Origin of the sequence: Pseudomonas sp. OV226, from assembly GCF_003148705.1 — a bacterium.
Classification (GTDB): Bacteria; Pseudomonadota; Gammaproteobacteria; order Pseudomonadales; family Pseudomonadaceae; genus Aquipseudomonas.
The window spans coordinates 228,059-249,899 of sequence record NZ_QGGS01000001.1; the positions used below are offsets into that span (position 1 = coordinate 228,059).

Annotated in this window: 15 protein-coding genes; 7 read left to right on the top strand and 8 right to left on the bottom strand. The window is 60.1% G+C overall.

The genetic code is table 11. From position 1 onward, the window contains the following. Position 1: 1 nt before the first annotated feature. The 5 genes from C7534_RS01285 (at position 2) to C7534_RS01305 (ending at position 7,423) form a co-directional block, all read left to right on the top strand. Entirely contained in the window at positions 2 to 1,417 is a 1,416-nt protein-coding gene (locus C7534_RS01285; protein ID WP_109784699.1) for a Y-family DNA polymerase, read from the top strand. Then, positions 1,414 to 4,491, top strand: a complete 3,078-nt coding sequence (locus C7534_RS01290) for an error-prone DNA polymerase (RefSeq protein WP_109784700.1) — start codon at positions 1,414 to 1,416, stop codon at positions 4,489 to 4,491. The genes C7534_RS01285 and C7534_RS01290 overlap by 4 nt, the downstream gene beginning before the upstream one ends. A 128-nt stretch (positions 4,492 to 4,619) precedes the next feature. After that, positions 4,620 to 6,731 carry a hybrid sensor histidine kinase/response regulator gene (locus C7534_RS01295; protein ID WP_109784701.1) on the top strand — a complete coding sequence of 704 codons (2,112 nt, stop codon included), beginning with the start codon at positions 4,620 to 4,622 and terminating at the stop codon, positions 6,729 to 6,731. A 157-nt stretch (positions 6,732 to 6,888) separates the two neighbouring features. Further along, entirely contained in the window at positions 6,889 to 7,131 is a 243-nt protein-coding gene (locus C7534_RS01300) for a DUF465 domain-containing protein (RefSeq protein ID WP_046027470.1), read from the top strand. A gap of 109 nt (positions 7,132 to 7,240) precedes the next feature. Beyond that, on the top strand, positions 7,241 to 7,423 hold the full coding sequence (locus C7534_RS01305; protein ID WP_046027469.1) for a hypothetical protein: 183 nt from the start codon (positions 7,241 to 7,243) through the stop codon (positions 7,421 to 7,423). Between the two features lie 117 nt (positions 7,424 to 7,540). On the opposite strand, the gene C7534_RS01310 is transcribed toward C7534_RS01305, so the two are convergent. The 6 genes from C7534_RS01310 to C7534_RS01335 form a co-directional block, all read right to left on the bottom strand. Beyond that, a complete protein-coding gene (locus C7534_RS01310) occupies positions 7,541 to 8,629 on the bottom strand; it encodes an SMP-30/gluconolactonase/LRE family protein (protein WP_046027468.1) in 1,089 nt (362 codons plus the stop codon). Beyond that, the gene (locus C7534_RS01315; protein ID WP_077430257.1) at positions 8,626 to 9,771 is read right to left on the bottom strand and encodes a sterol desaturase/SRPBCC family protein; all 1,146 of its coding nucleotides are present in this window, start codon (positions 9,769 to 9,771) and stop codon (positions 8,626 to 8,628) included. The genes C7534_RS01310 and C7534_RS01315 overlap by 4 nt, the downstream gene beginning before the upstream one ends. A gap of 99 nt (positions 9,772 to 9,870) precedes the next feature. Then, a complete protein-coding gene (locus tag C7534_RS01320; RefSeq protein ID WP_046027466.1) occupies positions 9,871 to 10,734 on the bottom strand; it encodes a LysR family transcriptional regulator in 864 nt (287 codons plus the stop codon). Between the two features lie 64 nt (positions 10,735 to 10,798). Beyond that, the gene (locus C7534_RS01325; RefSeq protein ID WP_109784966.1) at positions 10,799 to 12,646 is read right to left on the bottom strand and encodes an amidohydrolase; all 1,848 of its coding nucleotides are present in this window, start codon (positions 12,644 to 12,646) and stop codon (positions 10,799 to 10,801) included. Between the two features lie 294 nt (positions 12,647 to 12,940). Continuing rightward, entirely contained in the window at positions 12,941 to 13,255 is a 315-nt protein-coding gene (locus tag C7534_RS01330) for an SCP2 sterol-binding domain-containing protein (protein WP_007976511.1), read from the bottom strand. Between the two features lie 64 nt (positions 13,256 to 13,319). After that, complete coding sequence (locus C7534_RS01335; protein WP_109784702.1) at positions 13,320 to 14,030, bottom strand: histidine phosphatase family protein; 711 nt, start codon at positions 14,028 to 14,030, stop codon at positions 13,320 to 13,322. A 203-nt stretch (positions 14,031 to 14,233) separates the two neighbouring features. On the opposite strand from C7534_RS01335, the gene sohB reads away from it, so the two are divergent. Both sohB and C7534_RS01345 read left to right on the top strand, forming a co-directional pair. Continuing rightward, complete coding sequence (gene sohB / locus C7534_RS01340; RefSeq protein ID WP_046027464.1) at positions 14,234 to 15,256, top strand: protease SohB; 1,023 nt, start codon at positions 14,234 to 14,236, stop codon at positions 15,254 to 15,256. A gap of 187 nt (positions 15,257 to 15,443) precedes the next feature. Then, complete coding sequence (locus C7534_RS01345) at positions 15,444 to 19,196, top strand: dermonecrotic toxin domain-containing protein (RefSeq protein ID WP_109784703.1); 3,753 nt, start codon at positions 15,444 to 15,446, stop codon at positions 19,194 to 19,196. Between the two features lie 52 nt (positions 19,197 to 19,248). On the opposite strand, the gene C7534_RS01350 is transcribed toward C7534_RS01345, so the two are convergent. Together C7534_RS01350 and C7534_RS01355 are read right to left on the bottom strand one after the other, a co-directional pair. Then, positions 19,249 to 19,743, bottom strand: coding sequence for a DUF934 domain-containing protein (locus C7534_RS01350; RefSeq protein WP_046027462.1), 495 nt, complete (start codon positions 19,741 to 19,743; stop codon positions 19,249 to 19,251). After that, the gene (locus C7534_RS01355; protein WP_046027461.1) at positions 19,727 to 21,385 is read right to left on the bottom strand and encodes a nitrite/sulfite reductase; all 1,659 of its coding nucleotides are present in this window, start codon (positions 21,383 to 21,385) and stop codon (positions 19,727 to 19,729) included. Before C7534_RS01355 ends, C7534_RS01350 begins: the two co-directional genes overlap by 17 nt. Positions 21,386 to 21,841 lie beyond the last annotated feature (456 nt).

Here is a 21,841-nt window from a genome sequence, read left to right on the forward strand (position 1 = left end):
CATGCGCTGGGTCTGTATTCTCTTCCCGCAATTGGCGCTGGACGCGGTGCTGCGTCAGCGCCCCAATCCCGAGGCGCCGCTGGCCCTGCTGACCGGCCCGGCGCAGCGTCGGGTGTTGCAAGCGGTCAACGCCTCGGCGCGGGCATTGGGCCTGCGCCCAGGCCAGTCGATGACCGCCGCGCAAGCCTTGAGCAAAGGCTTTGCCACGGCCGAATACGACGCCGCCGAGATCGAGCACTGGCAACAGTTTCTGGCGGCGTGGGCCTATCGGTTCAGCTCCCAGGTGAGCGTCCATTACCCGCGTGCCGTGGTGTTTGAAATCGAATCCAGCCTGGGGCTGTTCGGGCCCTGGCCAACGTTTGAGGCGCGGTTGCGCGCCGAGCTCGGCGAGCTGGGTTTTCGCCATCGGATTGTCGCGGCGCCCAACCCGGTGGCCGCGCGGGTACTGGCCAACGTGTATGACGGGCTGGTGGTGCCGGACAACGACGCCTTGCAGCACCATCTCGGGCAATTGCCCGTCGACCGCATCGCCTTGGAGCCCGCAGTGGCCACGGCGTTGTCGCGCATGGGCTTGCGCACCTTGAGTCAGGTGCAGGCGCTGCCACGACAAAGTCTGGCCCGGCGTTTCGAAGCCCAGGTGCTCAAGCACCTGGACGCGCTGTTCGGTGAACGGCGCTTGGCCCTGGCGTTCTACCTGCCGCCGGACCGTTTCGACGTGCGCATCGAGCTCAACTTCGACGTGCAGTCGCATCAGGCGCTGCTGTTTCCGTTACGCCGATTGACCGGCGATCTGTCGGCATTTCTCTGCGGTCGGGACAGCGGTGTGCAGCGTTTCGACCTGCACCTGGAACACGCCGGTTTGCCGGACTCGGTGATCAAGGTAGGCCTGCTCAGCGCTGAGCGCGATCCGGCGATGCTCTTCGAACTGGCCCGGGGGCGGCTGGAGCAGGTGCAGGTCGACGCCCCGGTGCGCGGTTTTCGGTTGTGCGCCGAAGACTTGCCCAGCTTCGTCCCCCAGCGCCAGGAACTGTTCGACGACCGGCCGCAGCAGTCCTTGCCGTGGGAGCAATTGCGCGAACGCTTGCGTGCGCGGCTTGGGGATGACGCGGTGCAGGGCTTGCGCTTTCAGGCCGACCACCGGCCGGAGTGCGCGTGGCAGGCGCGGGCCGACAACCAACGCTGCACAGGGTTGCCAGGTGTGCTGCGTCCGGGCTGGTTGCTGACGGAACCGCAGGCGATCCACGAAGGTTCGACGCGCATCCTCATGGGCCCGGAACGCATCGAGTCGGGCTGGTGGGACGGTGACGACGTGCGCCGCGACTACTACCTGATCGAAACCCGTTCCGGCCAGCAGGGTTGGGCTTATCGTGCGGTCGGCGAGAGCGGTCCTCTGTGGCTGCAAGGCTGGTTTGCATGAGCATCGACTATGCCGAGTTGCACTGCCTGTCGAACTTCAGCTTCCAGCGCGGGGCTTCCAGTGCCCTTGAACTCTTTCAACGCGCCAAAAAGCACGGCTATCAAGCGTTGGCGATTACCGATGAATGCACGCTGGCCGGCACCGTCCGCGCCTGGCAAGCCGCCAAGTCGGTGGAGCTGCCGCTGATTATTGGCAGCGAAATCCGCATCGACGGCGGCCCGAAACTGGTGCTGCTGGTGGAGAGCCTTGAGGGGTATCAGACCCTGTGTCGCCTGATTACCCGGGCGCGCCGCCGCACGCAGAAAGGCCAGTACCAAGTGCTGCGCGAAGACTTCAGCGAACCGATGCCGGGGCTGTTGGCGTTGTGGGTGCCAGACGCTGTCGATGACGTCGAACCGGGCCTCTGGCTGCAACAGACCTTCGCCGAACGCCTGTGGCTGAGCGTCCAGTTGCATTGCGGCCAGGACGATACCCGGCGCCTGGAGGCGCTGTTGACCCTGGCGCGGGAGTTGCGGATCCCTGCGGTGGCCAGCGGCGATGTGCACATGCACACCCGTGGCCGCCGCGCCTTGCAGGACACCATGACGGCCATCCGTCATCACCTGTCGGTGGCCGAGGCCGGGTTGCGGCTTCACCCCAATGGCGAGCGGCATGTGCGCAGCCTTGATGTGTTGCAATCGATCTACCCGCCAGCCTTGCTCGATGAAACGCTGACCATTGCCCGGCGCTGTACCTTCGACCTTGGCCAGTTGCGCTATCAGTATCCCCGGGAGTTGGTGCCGCAAGGGCACAGCGCCGCGTCCTGGCTGCGCGAACTGACCGAGCGCGGCCTTCGCGAACGCTGGCCCGAAGGGGCGAGCGAGAAGGTGCGCGGGCTGATCGATAAGGAACTGAAGCTGATCGCCGAACTGGGCTACGAAAGCTATTTCCTGACGGTTCAGGACATCGTCGCTTTCGCCCGGCGCGAAAAAATTCTCTGTCAGGGCCGGGGCTCGGCGGCCAACTCGGCGGTGTGTTTCGCCTTGGGCATCACCGAGATCGACCCGGACCGGATGAACATGCTGTTCGAGCGTTTTCTCTCCAAGGAGCGCAACGAGCCGCCGGACATTGATGTGGACTTCGAGCACGAACGTCGCGAAGAAGTCTTGCAGTACGTGTTTGCGCGTTACGGCCGTACGCGCGCGGCGTTGACGGCGGTGGTCAGCACCTATCACGCGGCCGGCGCGGTGCGTGACGTGGCCAAGGCGTTGGGGTTGCCGCCGGATCAGATCAACGCCCTGGCCGATTGCTGCGGTCACTGGAGTGATGCAACGCCGCCCGTGGAGCGCCTGCTCGAAGGCGGGTTCGACCCCGAAAGCCCGGTGCTGCGTCGAGTCCTGAGCCTGACACAACAGTTGATCGGTTTCCCCCGGCACTTGTCCCAGCACCCCGGTGGCTTCGTCATTTCTGAGCAACCGTTGGACAGCCTCGTGCCGGTGGAAAACGCCGCCATGGCCGAGCGCACGATCATTCAGTGGGACAAGGACGACCTGGACGCGGTCGGGTTGCTCAAAGTGGATATTCTGGCGCTGGGGATGCTGAGCGCGATCCGCCGTTGTTTCGATCTGCTGCGTCGCCATCGAGGCCTTGACCTGAGCCTGGCGACGATCCCGTCCGAGGACCCGGCCACCTACGACATGATTGGCCGTGCCGACACCATCGGTGTCTTCCAGATCGAATCCCGGGCACAGATGTCGATGTTGCCCCGGCTCAAACCGCGCAAGTTCTATGATCTGGTGATCGAGGTGGCGATCGTTCGCCCCGGCCCTATCCAGGGCGGAATGGTCCATCCGTATCTGCGCCGTCGAAACAAGGAAGAGCCCGAAAGCTATCCCTTCGAAGAATTGAAGGAGGTGCTCAAACGCACCCTTGGCGTGCCGCTGTTCCAGGAACAGGTCATGCAGATCGCCATCGTCGCCGCCGACTACAGCCCCGGCGAGGCCGATCAGTTGCGGCGTTCCATGGCCGCCTGGAAGCGCCATGGCGGGTTGGAGCCGCACAAGGATCGACTGGCCGCCGGGATGAAGAAAAACGGCTACACGGCCGAATTCGCCGCGCAGATATTCGAACAGATCAAGGGGTTTGGCAGCTACGGGTTTCCCGAGTCCCACGCCGCCAGTTTCGCCTTGCTGACTTACGCCAGTTGCTGGTTGAAATGCCATGAGCCGGCGGCCTTCGCCTGTGCGCTGATCAACAGCTGGCCAATGGGGTTCTACAGCCCGGATCAGATTCTGCAAGACGCGCGCCGGCATCATTTGCAGATTCGCCCGGTGGATGTGCGCGCCAGTGACTGGGATTGCAGCCTGGAGCCGATCATCGGCGCGCAACCGGCGATTCGCATGGGGTTGCGGATGATCAAGGGCTTTCGCGAAGACGATGCCCAGCGTATTGAAGTGGCCCGCTCGCGTGGGCTGTTTGTCGACATCGCCGACCTTGGTCAGCGCGCACGGCTCGATGCCCGCGCCCAGGAACAACTGGCCGATGCCGGTGCGTTGCGGGGGTTGGCCGGTGACCGGCATCGTGCTCGCTGGGAGGTGGCGGGGGTGCAAAAGCAACTCGGTTTGTTTGCCGGCCTGCCAAGTCAGGAGGAGGACGCGGTGGCATTGCCCAAACCCACGGTCGGCGAAGACCTGCAAGCGGATTACGCCAGTGTCGGCACCACTCTGGGGCCGCATCCGCTGGCGTTGCTGCGCGGTGAACTGAAAGCCCGGCGCTGCCGCAGTTCGCAAGAGCTGATGGCGGTGGAACACGGGCGGCCGGTCAGCATCGCGGGCCTGGTGACGGGGCGGCAACGGCCAGGCACTGCCAGTGGCGTGACGTTCGTGACCCTGGAAGACGAGTTCGGCAATGTCAACGTGGTGGTCTGGCGCGACCTGGCCGAGCGGCAACGCCAGGTGCTGGTCGGCTCGCAGCTGCTCAAGGTCGATGGCCGCTGGGAAAAGGAAGGCGAGGTCCGCCACCTGATTGCCGGACGCTTGAGCGACCTGAGTGCATTGCTCGACGGCATCACCGTGCACAGCCGGGATTTCCGCTGACCTTTGGCTAGAGGGGCATCCTCGCCACAAGTGCCCGGAGGATTTGAATCAGCTATACCTCTATGAAACGAATTGCGTGCGCAATGCTCGAAACAAACGGGTGTCAATGACCGGGATAGAGCCAATCGATGCAGTTTCTAGACGAAAGCCACGGGTGTGCTGGCTGGAACGGTGAAATGGCCGGGCGTATTCGCGCCTTCGACTGGTGCCAGACCGAACTGGGCAGCCTCGACACCTGGCCCGCAAGCCTGTGCAGTTCTGTGCAATTGATGCTGGCTTCACCCCTGCCGATGGTGATGCTGTGGGGCCGCACCGGGTACATGATCTACAACGATGCCTACTCCCGATTCGCCGGTGGCCGCCATCCCTATCTGTTGGGTTCCCCGGTGGAAATGGGCTGGCCGGAAGTCGCCGAGTTCAATCGGCATGTGGTCAATACCTGCCTGGCGGGCGGCACCTTGTCCTATAGCAATAAAGAACTGGTGTTGCTGCGCGACGGCGTTCCCGAAGACGTCTGGCTGGACCTCTATTACAGCCCGGTGGCCGACGATAGTGGCAAGCCGGCCGGTGTCATGGCGATGGTGGTCGAGACCACGGGCCATGTGATGTCCGAACGCCGCCGCCAGGCTGCCGAAGATGCCTATCGCGCCGACAACGAACGGGTTCGCCTGGCGCTCAATGCCGGAGCCTTGCTGGGTTCGTTCGTCTGGGACATCAAGGCCAACAAGCTGTCTGGCGACGAGCGCTTTGCCCGCACCTTCTGCTATCCCGCCGATCAGGACCTGAGCAACCTGCCCACGGAGGTTGCCGAAGCGCAGATCCATCCCGACGATCTCGGTTGGGTAAAGGAGCAGGTTAATAAATCGGTAGAAACCGGTGAGTCGTTCAATGCCGAATATCGTGTCCTGCGCCCGGACGGCAGTTACCTGTGGGTGCAGGCGAGCGGCGGTTGCGAGTTCAATGAGCAGGGCGAGCCGTTCCGCTTTCCCGGCGTCTTGATCGACATCCATGAACGCAAGACTGCCGAAGATTCGTTGCTCAGGTTCACGCGTAACCTGGAGCAACGTGTGGCGGATGAAGTCGACGCGCGGCTGGCCGCCGAAGAGCAACTTCGCCAATCACAGAAACTCGAAGCCATCGGCGGTCTCACCGGTGGCGTCGCCCACGACTTCAATAATTTGTTGCAGGTGATCGCCGGCAACCTGCACTTGCTGGCGCGGCATGAACCGGACAATGCCAACGTACAGCGCCGGGTCAATGCCTCGATTGCCGCCGTCGAACGTGGCGCAAAATTGTCTTCGCAATTGCTCGCGTTCGCCCGTCGCCAGCCACTGTCACCCGCTGTGTGCCATCCACGGCAGATTTTCGACGGCCTCGCGGAGCTGTTGCAGCGGGCGTTGGGGGAAACCATTCAGATCAACGTCAGTGCCCCGCAGGATCCCTGGCACATCTTTGTTGATCGCAATCAACTGGAGAACGCCATTCTCAATCTGGCAATCAATGCCCGTGACGCCATGAAAGGTGAGGGGACCATCGGTCTGAGTGCCGAACACATCGTCCTCGACTCAACGTTTTGTGCGGGCAAGGGCATTGTTGCCGGCGACTACGTCTGCGTTTCGGTGACAGACGCCGGTATCGGCATGCCACCGCAGGTGCTTGCCCAGGCCTTCGAGCCGTTTTTCACCACCAAGGCAGATGGCCAGGGAACGGGGCTGGGGTTGAGCATGGTGTTCGGTTTCGTCAAACAGAGCGGCGGGCACATCGAGATTTCCAGCACTGAGGGGCAGGGCACTCGGGTTCAGTTGTATTTCCCACGCAGCCTGCGCCCGTTGCCCAGCGAAACGACGCCGCTTGATGCGCAGCACCGCGGCGGCCATGAAACCATTCTGGTGGTTGAAGACAACGAAGCGGTACGCGCCTCGGCGGTGGAGTTGTTGTGCGAAGAGGGTTACCACGTCTTGACGGCCGCCAACGGCGACCAGGCGATGCAGATATTGCTGGAGGGGGCGGCCGTGGAGTTGATTTTCACTGACGTGGTCATGCCTGGCCTGATCAAAAGCGCGGACCTGGCCGCGTGGGCCAAAGTGCAAATTCCCCCGGTGGCGGTGTTGTTCGCCTCGGGCCATACCCGCGACATTATCTCGCGCAACCACCTACTCAGCCCCGACACGCATTTGCTGAGCAAGCCCTACGGGCCCCAAGCGCTTACCCGAATGGTTCGCACCGTCCTTAATGGTTGAACTCCTTTGCTCAAGCTTTACCGTATTTGCGACAGGACGACGAACGGGCACCGCTGGTCTGACAGGTGGTCGACAGAACCCGGTATCCGAGGCCATTCTGATAGTTGGTAAGCGCAATTGATCGCGTTTGCTACCGATCATCAAACGGAGGTGTTCCATGCCGGTGTCCCATGACCTGTATCAGGACTTAAAGCTTTCAAAGGAAGAGATCCAGCAAAAACGCACCAAGGATCCGTTACTGGATTCGCTGATCAACAAATATTCCCAGGCGGACGCCGATGTGGTGAAGGCCGAGACCGCGACATCCGATGCGCCCAGCGATGATGTGCTGAAGAAGCTCAAGGAGAAGCGCGTGCAGGTCAAGGACAAGATCGTCGCACAATTGCAGGCGAAGTCCTGAGGCGCCGAATCGAGCCACCGACGACCGGTGACGCAAAATTTGGAACGACGTAAAAACCGGCACCTCGAAAGTCAGTAGTCATCGTTATCGACTCCCTGAGAGGTGCCTTATGACCCGTCCCCCTATCCCCGGCAAAGCCAAATACCCCAGCGAAGAGCAGGGCGGCTATGACCCGATTCCGACGCATCCCCAGCCGTTGAGCCCGAACCGCATCACGACCCATCCGAATGAAGAGGATGACGACACTGCGCGCAAGCACGACGAAACCGCTGACGCCCCAGATTCCGAATAACCCACACAAACCCCTGTGGGAGCCGGGCTTGCCCGCGATGGCGACGGCACTGGCGACATTGATGTATCAGGCTGGCCGCCATCGCGGCCAAGCCCGGCTCCCACATTTTGATTTTTGTTATTTCTGGAGGGCAGTGGTGAGCGGCAGTCGCACCATGTTTGTCGCCTTCAGCGAGCCGAAGTACAGCCAGTCCCCATACTCGCGCACCGTCGTGATCGGTGAATAGTTACCGCTGCTGGCGTCCTGCAGGTTGGCAATCACCTTGCCGTCCAGATCCAGCCCCAGGGCGAAGGCGCGCTTTTCCACCGGTTTAGGCAGCAGCGTCATCGCCCGGACAATCATTTTGCGCACGTGAGGGTGAGGCGCCGTGCGGTCGAGCAGCGCATTGCGCGGTGCATAGAGCGCTACCCAGAAGCGGTTCTGGCCGTTGAACGCGAGGTTGTCCGGCAGCCCTGGCAGGTTGTCGATAAACAGGTCATGCGTGCCGGCTTTCGGCCCGGTCAGCCAAAAGCGGCTGATACGGTAGGCGCCGGTTTCGTTGACCAGTACAAAAGCGTCGTCCGGCCCCAGTGTCACACCGTTGGCAAATTCGAGCTTGTCCAGCAGCACGTCGGTTTTCCCGGTCTGAAAGTCATACCGCAGCAAACGGCCATCGCCTCCGTGCTCGATGATCGCCTCGCCATCCTTGCCGTAGCCCCAGCGGCTGGAAGCGTCGCTGAAATAGGCGTAATGCCCGGACTTGTCGATGGTTACGTCATCGGTAAAACCAAAAGGCACGCCGCCCGCCGTAGTGGACAGCGGGATCAACCGGCCTTGAGCGTCCAGGGACAGCAGCCCTTTAACGGCGTCCGCGATCACCAGCAAACCATTGGGGTGGCGCGCCAGGCCCAAGGGTCTGCCACCGGTATCGGCCAGCACATTGGTGTCTTTGCCGTCGATGCTCGTACGAATCAACTTACCGTCATGCAAGCCGGTGATCAGCGTATCGCCCTCGAGCAACAGGGCTTCCGGCCCCGCAATGTCGGCCGGACCGACACGCTCCACGCCTTTGAGGCGCTGATTGTCAGCGTAGACGCCGCTGGTAAGGGAAGGGGCCGGTGGCGGGTTCCAGGCGACCGGTTTTACCTTGGTTGGCCACAGCAACAGGAAGGCGCCAAGGGCAATGAGTAACAGCAACAGTCCATGTCGAAACTTGATTCTGCTCACGCGTGGGCTCCGGCGGCGGTCAGCTGTTTTTGCGCCATCTCTCGCAAGGCCAGCATCGATTCGGCGGATTCACGTTCGATGCGCCGTTTGAGCAGCAAGTGATTGGCAATGCGCATTCCGAGGCCGGCGAATTGATAATCCAGCGTGCGGATAAATTGCGTGTCGTCACCGTCCGCTGCGCATTCGTAAGTCACCGTCAGCGACAAGCCGTGATCGCCTTGTGCCCAGGCACTCCAGCGGCGTCCCGGCAGGTATTCGTTGACCTCCCAACTCAAATGCCCGTCGCGACCCCCGGCCCGGATGTCTTCCTCAAACCGCGATCCAGCGTGCAGCGGGCCGGCCGGACCGTCAACCTTGAGGGAAGACGGATGCCACTCCGGCCAACGGGTAACGGTGCTGGCATAGGCGAGCACGTCCATCGGATTTCCAGCGATAGCGATCTGGTGCTGCATGCGCGTCATGGGCGTTCTCGAAAAGGGCAGGGAGGGCTGGTCCGGTTCCCAGTAGAGGGTGCCGAACAGGTAATCCATCAGCGGAAACACGATGTTGAAATTGCGCTCCTGCATCAGCTCGCGGCGGTGATGCAGTTCATGCAGGCGGCGCATCTGGCGAATCCACGGCAGACGCGTGATCGGGTTGCCGGGCGGCAAGTGCTCGCAGGCGTGAAACACTTCATAGGTCAGGTAACCCAGGACCAGACAACCGCCGACCAGACCGGCGACGTTGCTGTCGAACTGCGCCAGCAGCCACCAAAGGGGCAGGGTGATGACGACGGTGTGCACCACGATCAGCCAGGCTGGAAACAGGATCACCCGCCAATCCCGGGCACTGTCATAGGTCATGTGCCCGGGGGCGAAAAAGCTGTGGTGGTCGCCGGCATGGCGGGCGTAGAACATCCGCGCAAAGCGCTTTTTGTGATGGCCCAGATGTCGGTGCACCCCATACACACCGAGGTTGAAAAACAACAGCGTAATCGGAACCGCCAGCCATTCCAGCGGCTTGACCTGATGCACGGTGCTCCAGAATCCGCCGATGGCCAGCAATCCGAACACCAGCACAAAGACGCCGTGCAGCCAGGGGTTGTACAGCGGATGAATGTCGGCGCGATAGCGGCTTCGGAATGCCTGGGTGGTCTGCCTCACTGCGGTCACCTCTGGTTATTGTTATAACCAGCAGATTAGTTGATCTGCCCGCAGAGGCTGGAGCAACCTACAGGACACAAACGCCATGATCCGGTGTGTTCAGGTCAGCGGATTCCAGCGCTGCGACCAGTCTTCATCGGACTGGATCACTTCGCGCAGCAAATCGAATGCCTGTTGCAGGGTTGCCGAGTCACGATCGCGCGAATACACCAGGTAGGTCGGGTAGCTGAACTCCGGGGACTTGGGCACGATTTCCAGTACACCGCTTTCCAGATAGCTCTGGACCACGCGCGTGCGGAAGTAGCCGCTGCCACCGTTTTCCAGGATGTACTGCAAACCGAGCGGGCCGAGGTTGAAGCTCAGGGCGGCTTTGGCTTTTTCCGGCAGGGCCGCATCGTGCTGGCGACGGAAATCCGGGCCCCAGTCGATGTACACGTAGGGATCGGGCTTGCCCGCCAAGCGCACCAGCACCAGTTTTTCTTCCAGTACCTGCTCGACTTGCAGGCGCGGCCAGTACTCTGGCTGATAGACCAGCGCCGCATCGAGCACGCCCAGTTCCAGCTGACGTAGAAGGTTTTCGCCGTCGCGGATTTCCATGCGCAGGGCGTGGCTGGGAATTTTCTCGCGCAGCTCGCCGGCCCAACTGAGCATCAATGGGTTGCACAGACTGACCTCGCCACCGATGTGCAGCACATCGCGGTAGCCTTCAGGCAAGGGCAAGTCCCGGCGCGCCGCTTCCCAGGTTTCGACCAGTTGATTGGCGTACACCACAAAGGCCTCGCCATTGGGCGTCAGGCGCGCGCCGGCACGGTTGCGCACAAACAGCGTGCTACCGAGCTGGCTTTCAAGTTTCTGCACGCGTGCGGTGATCGCGGTCTGGGTGACATGAAGCTTCTCGGCCGCCGCGGCGAGGCTGCCGTGGCGGACGATTTCCAGAAAGGTGCGGGCGAGATCAATGTCCATGGGGCGGCCGACGGGGAAGGTGCGGCCATTGTAGGTTTACACCTCACCGGTGGCGAGTCTGCGCTTAAAACGCAAAACACGAACAGCCAAACGCTCCCCAGAATCCCTGAAAGTCGCTGACCGGCGCACTCGACAGTCGGGCACGTTCATGGCTATGGGCATGCACTGCACAAGCGCCAACACATTGATGCACTTGCGCCGCCAGCGGTGCCACGGGTTTCCAGTGCCCCGGCACCTTGGTGACGGGTGACCATTCAGGCACCACCGGGATCGGCGGTGGCCCGAGTTTTTCGAACTCCTGGACGCCATACACAATCTTGCCGTCGACAATGGTCAGCACCGACTCGATCCATTTGATCGCTTCATCTTCGATGTGGAAGTAGTCCGCCGACAACGCAATCAGGTCGGCCAATTGCCCGACTTTGATTTGCCCCTTCTTGCCTTGTTCCGAGGAGAACCAGGCGCTGCCGTGGGTAAAGAGCTCAAGTGCCGTATCGCGGCTCAAGCTTTGGGGATACAACTCAAGTCCGCCGACGGTGCGGCCGCTGACCAGCCAATACAGTGAGGTCCACGGGTTGTAGCTCGATACGCGCGTGGCGTCGGTACCCGCGCCGACCGGGATGCCTTCAGCCAGCATGCGTGCAATCGGTGGCGTATGTTCAGCGGCCTTGGCGCCGTAACGGTCGACGAAGTATTCACCCTGGAAGGCCATGCGGTCCTGGATCGCAATGCCGCCGCCCAAGGCTTTTACCCGTTCGATGTTCTGCGGGGTGATGGTTTCCGCATGATCGAAAAACCATGGCAAACCATTGAAAGGAATATCACGGTTGACCTTCTCGAACACGTCGAGCATGCGGCTGATGGATTCGTTGTACGTCGCGTGCAGGCGGAACGGCCAACGCTGTTCCACCAGATGCCGGACCACCGGTTCCAGTTCCTGCTCCATGGTTTGCGGTAGATCCGGGCGCGGTTCGAGGAAGTCTTCAAAGTCCGCCGCCGAAAACACTAGCATCTCCCCGGCACCATTGTGCCGCAGGAAATCGTCACCCTGGCCGTAGTGCGAAGTGCTAGTCCAGTTTTTGAAGTCGGTCAGTTCTTCCTTGGGTTTCTGGGTGAACAGGTTGTAAGCAATGCGCACCGTGAGCTGCTGGTCTTTGGCCAATTGCTGAATGACGTGATAGTCGTCCGGATAATTTTGATAACCGCCGCCGGCGTCGATGGCGCTGGTGACGCCGAGGCGATTGAGTTCGCGCATGAACTGGCGGGTCGAGTTGACCTGATACTCCAGCGGCAGCTTGGGCCCCTTGGCCAGGGTGGAGTAGAGAATCATCGCGTTGGGCCGGGCGATCAGCATGCCAGTGGGATCACCGTTGGCATCACGAACAATTTCACCGCCAGGCGGGTTCGGAGTGTCGCGGGTGTAACCGACCACTTTCAGCGCGGCGCGGTTGAGCAGGGCGCGATCGTAGAGGTGCAGGACGAACACGGGTGTGTCCGGCGCCGCTTTGTTCAGTTCATCAATCGTCGGCAGGCGTTTCTCGGCGAACTGAAATTCATTCCAGCCCCCGACCACCCGTACCCATTGCTGCGTGGGGGTGCGATCGGCCTGGTCCTTGAGCATGCGCAAGGCATCGACCAGTGACGGCACGCCTTCCCAGCGCAGTTCGAGGTTGTAATTGAGGCCGCCACGGATCAAGTGCAGGTGCGAGTCATTGAGACCGGGAATCACCGTGCGACCATGCAGGTCGACGATGTGCGTACCGGGGCCTTGCAGGGCCATGGCCTGTGCATCGCTGCCGACCACCACGAAGCGCCCGTCCTTGATCGCGACGGCGCTGGCCTGGGGTTTTTTGCGATCGACGGTGTGCAGGCGTCCGTTGTACAGAATGAGGTCGGCCGGGGCGTCGGGCATGGTTTTACTCCCTGCGAATAACGGGCTGATCCAGGCACCGACAGCGCCTGCCGAAAGGCCTTGCAGTACACGTCGGCGGTTAAAACCGTCAGAGTCGTCAGGCGGGGTCATGGCCGTGCTCCGCGCAATTGGGTCGAGGGGCAATCAGCCACTGCCTGACGCATGCGGCCACAAGGAATATAGACGGTGAATGCGCAGGTAGCCGTTTTCTCGGGGCGGAAAACGACGAATCCCGCCACAAGGGACGGGATTCGTTGGTAGCGAGACGGGCTCCCGAAGGTCGGGAGCGCAGTCTTAGCTCGGGAACAGCTCGGACAGTTTCATCGCCAGCATCATGTCGCCTTCAGCGCGCAATTTGCCGCCCATGAACGCTTGCATGCCGTCGGTCGAACCGTCAACGATGCCTTCCAGGGTTTCGCCGTCCATGACCAGAGTGACCTGGGCGTCAGGGTTTTCGCCTTCTTGCAGCTCGCAGGTGCTGTTTTTGACGATCAGCGAGAAGTTCTTGGTGTCGTCGATGCGGAAACCGAAAACCAGGTCCAGACCGGCAGCAGCGGCTGGGTTGAACTTGGCTTTCATTGCTTGTACGGCATCAGCTACGGAGGTCATGGTTCGATCCTTTCTTGGGTAATTAGAGCTGGGTGATTACAGCCAGGGTCACAATAATCCGGACTCAGCGAAACGTGATGAGTTCCGGGGCCTTCAACAACTGCAGGTGCGCATGACTGTTGAAGGAAGCCAGTGCCACCTCGCGACCACGGAACTTCAAGTGGTTGAGCGAGGTGTTGACGATTTGCCAGTTCAGCTCAAATGCCTGCCTGGCCGGCATTTGGGTAATGAGGTGGAGCAGGGCGGTGATGGTGCCACCGGAGGTAAATACGGCGATTTTCTGGGTGCTGTCGGCGCTTTCCAGGATTCGCTGCAAACCGGCCTGTACGCGTTCAACGAAGCCCAGCCAGCTTTCCAGGCCCGGTGTGTCATAGGTGCCGGTGAGCCAGCGTTCGATGATCAGGGCAAAGATGCGCTGGAATTCGGCGCGGTTTTGCGCGGCATTGCGCAGGACGTCCAGAGCCTCGGGTTCGTCTTCCAACATGGCCGGCAGCAGCGCGCGAATGACCGCGTCGGCGTCGAACTCGTTGAAGGCGGAATCGATTTCCAGGGTCGGCACCGGCAGGCCCACTGCGGCGTACTGTTCCAGCGCGCTATTGGCAGTGTGCTGCTGACGGCGCAGGTCGCCCGAGAGGCAGCGATCGAAGCTGATACCCAGCTCGGCCAGGTGTTGGCCGAGGATTTCCGCCTGGCGAATACCGGTCGGCGACAGGACGTCATAGTCGTCTGCACCAAAGGAGGCCTGGCCATGTCGAATCAAATAGATACTGCCCACGTCCGCGTCGTCCCGGTACGTTGAAGGTTTGGCGAGGTTATGAGGATGGCGCGGAGCTGTCAATGAAAAAACATACGCTTGTTTGAAATGGCCGTTACGGGCCTGTTACCAGAGGTTGCACGGCTGGTCGCCGGGCTGGCGCATGGGTATGCTGGAGGTATCCCGCGCGTGTTCAAGCCGCGCTTAGTAATGAAGGAGTCACTGTGGAGTTTTTGTCTGAGTACGCCAGTTTTCTGGCCAAGACCGTGACACTGGTGATCGCCATTCTGGTGGTCCTGGCCAGTTTTGCGGCGTTGCGCAGCAAGGGGCGGCGCAAGTCGGCCGGTCATTTGCAAGTCAGCAAGCTCAATGATTTCTATAAAGGGTTGCGCGAACGCCTGGAGCAAACCTTGCTCGACAAGGACCAGCTCAAGGCCCTTCGCAAGTCCCAGTCCAAATCCGAGAAAAAGCAAAAGAAAACCCCCGAGACCAAACAGCGCGTGTTCGTGCTGGATTTCGACGGTGATATCAAAGCGTCGGCCACCGAGAATCTGCGCCACGAAATTACCGCGCTGCTGACCCTTGCCACGCCCAAGGATGAAGTGGTGCTGCGCCTGGAAAGCGGTGGCGGCATGGTTCACAGCTACGGCCTGGCGTCCTCGCAACTGGCGCGCATCCGCAATGCTGGCGTGCCATTGACCATCTGCATCGACAAAGTCGCGGCCAGCGGCGGCTACATGATGGCCTGCATCGGCGAGAAGATCATTAGTGCGCCATTCGCGATTCTCGGCTCCATTGGCGTGGTGGCCCAACTGCCCAACGTCAATCGCCTGCTCAAAAAGCACGACATCGACTTCGAAGTGCTGACCGCCGGTGAATACAAACGCACCCTGACTGTGTTTGGCGAAAACACCGAGAAGGGCCGCGAAAAATTCCAGGAAGACCTGGACATTACCCATCAGTTGTTCAAGAACTTCGTCGCGCGCTATCGCCCGCAACTGGCCATTGATGAAGTGGCCACCGGTGAAATCTGGCTCGGTGTCGCGGCCCTCGACAAACAACTGGTCGACGAACTCAAAACCAGCGATGAATACCTTGCCGAGCGGGCAAAAAATGCGGAGCTCTTTCATCTGCACTATTCCGAGCGCAAAAGTTTGCAAGAGCGCATCGGCATGGCGGCCAGCGGTTCGGTCGATCGTGTTTTGCTGACCTGGTGGAGCCGTTTGACTCAGCAACGCTTTTGGTAATCGACATCTCATCATCGTTTTAAACAAAAAAACCGGGGCTCAAGTCCCGGTTTTTTTTTGCTTCAGATCCGTGCAAATTCCTTCCTGAGGTGACGAAATCTCCTAAGCCGGCTGTCGACTTGCTCCTGCATCCGATTGATTGAAGGCTGGGTAGGGTGGTGTTCCAAATGATTGCAACGGATTGCACATGACCGACCACCCTGACCAAAACGATGCTGGCCCGAGCCCGTCGCCAATGTTACGAATGCGTGGCGAACTCGCCGCCGCCGTGAACATCGCACTGCCGCAAACCCCTGATCAATTTGGCGCACACTTGATCAAGGAAAAGTGGGGAGCGGACATTGATCCGCAGACAGCCTTGCTGGTTACGCTCGATTACAACTACAAGGGGCATCCTGCCCAGGACGGCATTCAACAGGGGCAAGTGGCACATTCGCAGACGCTGTTACAGGCGCTGCTGTCCAATTATCAGACCGTGGGTGACGGACGTTTCGCGGAAACCGCGTTCGGCCTATACACACCACCGGACATCGGGCCGTCTGTCCGGATCGTGCAGAATGTCGATGAATTCGCTGACCACGGCAGCGGCAATCACCAGACTTATGAAGGCATTTATCGCCAAACAAAGGCGCAAACCTATGGGCCGGCAACGCAAATCCGCTTAAAACCCGCCGACTTCAAACAGTGGGTTTGGGAGCTGGATTTGCCGGGTTTGTACAAGGCCTATCTCGATAAGGCCTGGCCGTCCGACGAGACGCTCTTTGCGCCGAAACCCTATGCGTTGAGGACATCGGTCAAAGCCGCATTTCTCATGTGCGCCTGGCTGCAGCGGCATGAACAACGCCTGAGTGAAAAAGGCCTGGCGCTCGCTTTTCAGGCCGCAGGTTTGCCGGTGGATCAGGCGTGGGAAACGCTGACAATCGAAGCGCTTCGAGCGCCGACCCGAATTCCACCTCGGGTCACGGCCAGCCGATTAACACTCTATCGCTACACCGCAATCGACATCTGGACCTTTCGTGTCGCCGCCAGCCCCCGGGTGTTGATGTACATCCCGGGCAACTCTTCACCCTTGCATGACTTCGCCGACGTTTCGCAGTTGCACCAATGGGTGGTGAAACAGAGCCATGCCGGTAACACGAAGCAGGCGCTGGCTGCCCATTTTGCCGACGATGACCGACAGGACGGCACGTTCCACGCCGGCGTACTGACGGCGCTGGACGGCATGGGGATTTACCCCCGAAAGCACTGGCTGACCAGCAATGCCGGGTTCTTCAACAATGATGGTTATTGGGATCCCGCCGAGTACATCGGTTTCGACGATCAGCCACCCGCGACCGATCCGTTTGCACAGCTGGTTTTGACCATGAAGCAGGCCGCCCGGGAAAGCGTCAAAACCATCCGGGACGACGCGCAAGTCAACCGCGACAATTTGAGCGCGGTTGTCGAACCGGTGGTGCAATGGATAAACCGGTTCGGGCCTTTGGCCCTGTTTGTGCCGGGGGGAGAGGGGTTACTGGCGCTGGCCGGGCTCATAGACGCCGGTTATGGGCTGGATCAAGCCGTGAACGGTGAGACGTCGAGCCAGCGCAAAGAGGGCATCACCCGCACGGTATTTGGCTTGCTCAATGCGCTGCCGCTGGCAGGCGCGGGGCGGGATGCCCGAGTTGAAGGCGCAGCGTCCGAGACGCTTTCACGAGGTGAACACATCGTCGTCACCTCGACGCAGGAAAGTGTGGCAGCGCCTTCCGGTCTGTCGCGGCTGGAACTGATCCGCGGCATCGGCCCCTCGGTGGCGTCATTCAGCGATGAAGTGCTGACGCAGATCGGCAAGGTCAGTGCGGTCGATGACGACCTGCTGCGCTTGATACACACCGGTCGGCCCCCGACGCCATTGCTGGCCGACACGATCAGTCGCTTCAAACTCGATCAGGAATTGGCTGGGGCCGGGAAAACCGGGTTATTCAGCAGTCGTTATGCCTCACTGCAGCAATCGGAGCATGAGTGGGTCCGGCTGTTTCAGCGGGAGTATCCAGGGCTGCCAAAAAGCGCCATTGAGCAAATGCTCGACCGCTACGGCGTAGATGTCCGCAAGGCGCCAGATGCTGTCGAGGTCAGGCAGGTGATCAAGCGTCTGGACAGCAAGGCCCGGCAGTATCAACAACATGTCCGGCTCAATCGTGCCTACGAAGGCTTTTACCTTCGCTCGTTCCACAATCCCGAGACAGACACGCTGGCACTGCATTCGCTCCAGCATCTGCCGGGATGGCCCAGAGATCTTCGAATAGACATTCTTGACCGTTCGCCTGCCGGCCAGGTGCTGGATCGCAGTGGTTCGCTCGATGACGCTCACTGTCGAAGCATCATCAGGGATGGAGATCGCTATCAGCAGCAAGGCAGGCAATCTGACCTCTATGAGGCGATCCTCGGAGCCCTGTCAGAAGACGAACGCTCGTCCCTGCACCTGATATCCGATGACCCCGCCAATGAGCTACGACTCAAGATCGGCGCGGTGGCGCTGCCTCGGTCGCAAACCCTGCTCGGGTTGCAACGCATGGACAGCGGGCTGTCGTTCGAGGCTCGGGGGCTGAGGGGTGGAGGTTATCCGTCGACCTCCCAAGGCACCGCCCTGACCCACGAGATGATGAGGTTGCAACTCATGGATATTTATCCCGACTTCACCGTTGCGCAGGCCGATGAAGCCCTGCAACGAGCGGGTAATGCTGCGCAAGCCTACATCGATGGGTTAAACCAGCAATTACAGCAACTCAACACGGATTTGAGCGGTTGGATAGATCAGGTTCCCCAGGATGTCGATGACATGGACCTTCCTTTTCTGGTTGCTGGCGATGAGGCGGCGCAGGGCTTTAGCCCTGCACAAATCTCGACCTACAACGTCCAGCTGCTGATGGACGAAATGGAGGACGAGCGAACCCTGAGGACGGAACTCTCTGAAGAACTGGTCGCCGTATGGCAAAAGCGTGGTGGCTCCCCAAATACCACGCTGGATATGAACTTTGAAAATTATCACCGATTGCCTGCGTTGAATGTGCGGTTCGACGACGTGACCGAGTTGTTGATGAAGGGCTTCCATCTGACCGAGGAAGACAGCTTGAACGGGTTTCTCGAGGGCTTTCCAAACCTTGAGATATTGAATCTGGAAAACGTGGACTTGCGTCACTACTTCGTGGCGGGAGATACAGGTCACTCGCTGCCGCCCGCCATCGAACAATTGAAACACCTTCGCTCGCTGAACCTGAGTGCTACACAGTTGGTTTTCAGTGAAAGCGCCGCGTCCCGGCTGCGTAACCTGACTCGCCTGCAATCGCTGGACTTGAGCGACAACCCGCTGGGTGTGCCCCCTTTGGTGTTGGACTTGAACGATCTACGTCAGCTCAACCTGAGAAATACCTACATCAGCCGATGCCCGATCGGTATCAAGGATGAGCCTTATCTGACGTCCCTGGATTTACGTGACAACCAGATCACCCGAGTTCCTCCCGCGGTCATAAACCAGGCGGTTGCAGACGATCGCGTGCTGCTATGGGGGAATCCGCTGACCGACGAAGACACGCTTCGCCGGCTGATCAGTCATCGAGAGGCAACAGGAATCAATTTATGGCTGGGCGCGCCCGGTGCCGACTATGGATCGCCGACAGTATGGCTACGAGACTGTGACGCAGCGTTGCAACAGTCCCGGCTTGCGCTTTGGCAGCAACTGGCGGGCAAGCCTTCTGGCACTCGGTTTTTAGCCGTCATGGACAGATTGAGTCTGACGGCCGACTTTCAAATCAGTTACTTGTCGCTACAGACAAGGGTCTGGCGATTGTTGGAGGAGGCGGGTACTTCGGACGAAATGTGGAATCGACTAAGTCGCAGCAGCGGGCGGTTCGATCATCCGATGGCAGCTTTCAACGCGCTGGAGGAGCGGGCCAGTCTTTGACTCATTACAGGAAGGAGCCTTGAACCCCTGAAAGGGGTTCAAGGTTTGACCATCAGCGGCGACGGAACAGCGGCAGCGGTTCGTCGGTGGCGGCCTGATAGGTCACCGAGAAGTCCTTGAGACCTTCAAGGGCTTCGTACGGATCTTTGTCGGGACGAATTGCAAACGCATCAAAACCGCAGCGATGCAGGTAGAACAACTGGTCGCGCAGTACATCACCAATCGCCCGCAGTTCGCCTTTGAAACCGTAACGGTCACGCAGCAGGCGGGCGTTGGAGTAGTTGCGGCCGTCGGTGAAGGCCGGGAAGTTCAAGGCGATGACCTTGAACTGCTCCACGTCTTCACCAATTTCTTCGGCTTCTTCATCGGCATCCAGCCAGACGCCCAGGCCGCCATCGCGGGCCTTGAGCATGCGGCTGTGTTCGCGCCACAGCTGCAGGGGGACGATGAGGTCGTCGCAGTTGCTGATCTCGTCGATGTTGAAATCCTTGGGCAGCAGGTGCCAGGTTTCGTCGACGACCTCGTTGTTCTTAATGATTCGCTGCATAGACGCGCTCCTTGAAGAGGTCGATGCCAATACGCTGATAGGTGTCGATGAAACGCTCGTCTTCGGTACGTTGTTCGATGTACACGTCGATCAGTTTTTCGATCACGTCAGGCATGGCTTCCTGGGCAAAGGACGGGCCAAGGATTTTACCCAGGCTGGCGTCACGGCTGGCACTGCCACCAAGGGACACCTGGTAGAACTCTTCGCCTTTCTTGTCCACCCCGAGGATGCCGATGTGGCCGACGTGGTGGTGACCACAGGCGTTCATGCAACCGGAGATGTTCAGGTCCAGTTCACCGATGTCGAACAGGTAGTCCAGGTCGTCGAAGCGGCGCTGGATCGATTCGGCAATCGGGATCGACTTGGCGTTGGCCAGCGAGCAGAAGTCGCCACCCGGGCAGCAGATGATGTCGGTCAGCAAGCCAATGTTCGGCGTGGCGAAACCTTGCTCGCGCAACTCGCCCCACATCGCGAACAGTCGGGACTGTTCCACGTCGGCCAGAATGATGTTTTGTTCGTGCGAGGTACGCAGCTGACCGAAGCTGTAACGGTCGGCCAGGTCGGCCACAGCGTCGAGCTGCTTGTCGGTGATGTCGCCCGGTGCAACACCGGTTGGCTTCAGGGACAGGGTCACGGCGACATAACCCGGCTTCTTGTGCGCCAGTGTATTGCGGGTGCGCCAGCGTGCGAAACCAGGGTGTTGCTGGTCGAGTTCGGCCAGTTCGGCGGCCTGGTTGTCCAGGGCCTTGTAGTCCGGGTCGACGAAGTGTTTGGCAACACGATGTACTTCGGCTTCGGTCAGCGTGGTCTGGCCACCGCGAAGGTGTTCCATTTCCGCATCGACTTTCTGTGCGAAGACTTCAGGTGTCAGTGCCTTCACCAGAATCTTGATCCGCGCCTTGTACTTGTTGTCGCGACGGCCATAACGGTTGTAGACCCGCAGGATGGCGTCGAGGTAGCTCAACAGGTCTTGCCACGGCAGGAACTCATTGATGAACGCGCCCACCACCGGCGTACGGCCCAGGCCACCGCCGACCAGCACACGGAAACCCAGCTCGCCAGCGGCGTTGTGTACCGGCTCAAGGCCGATGTCATGGACTTCGATGGCGGCACGGTCGGACGTCGAACCGTTGACAGCGATCTTGAATTTACGCGGCAGGTAGGCAAATTCCGGGTGGAACGTGGTCCACTGACGGACGATCTCGCACCATGGACGCGGATCGATCAATTCATCGGCGGCAACACCGGCGAACTGGTCGGTGGTGACGTTGCGCAGGCAGTTGCCGCTGGTCTGGATCGCGTGCATCTGCACGGTCGCCAGTTCAGCCAGAATGTCCGGAATGTCTTCCACGGCCGGCCAGTTGAACTGAACGTTCTGCCGGGTACTGATGTGGGCATAGCCCTTGTCATAGTCGCGGGCAATCTTGGCCATCATGCGGATCTGACGCGAAGTCAGTTGGCCGTAAGGCACCGCCACTCGCAACATCGGCGCGAATCGCTGGATGTAAAGCCCATTTTGCAGGCGCAGGGGGCGGAACTCTTCTTCGCTCAGCTCGCCTGCCAGATAGCGTCGGGTCTGATCACGGAACTGCTTGACGCGGTCCTCGATGATCCGCTGATCGTATTCGTCGTATACGTACATATAGGTCCTGTTCTCAGGCTTGGGTCGCTCGGATACAGCTGCGTTTTTGTGCTTGCCGGAGTCCGAAAGAGCCTCTGCAATTCTGCGCGCACGGCCGCGCACTCCCCACGGAGCCGGGGCAAGATACCAGTTTGCAGTTATGCGCAAAAGTGATGTTTAAGTATATGTAAAGAACCAAATCGCCTAATGAGAATCGTTGTTGCAAAACCCTTATTTGTGGTGCGGGCAATCGTCGTCTTTACTGTGGTCGAGTCTTTGTGCAATCACCGATAAAACCGACAAGAGGCGATGCAATGAGCAACCCTACCAAAGCTACAAAGCCTGACAGTACGGTCGATGCTTGGGCGATCTTGTTTCTGATCATCCTGGTCGTGGGCACGGCGGTATTCTGGGTCAGTCATCAATAAACGACCCCGTCCGGGCCCCTACCCGACGATTGTCGGACAAAAGCCGTAA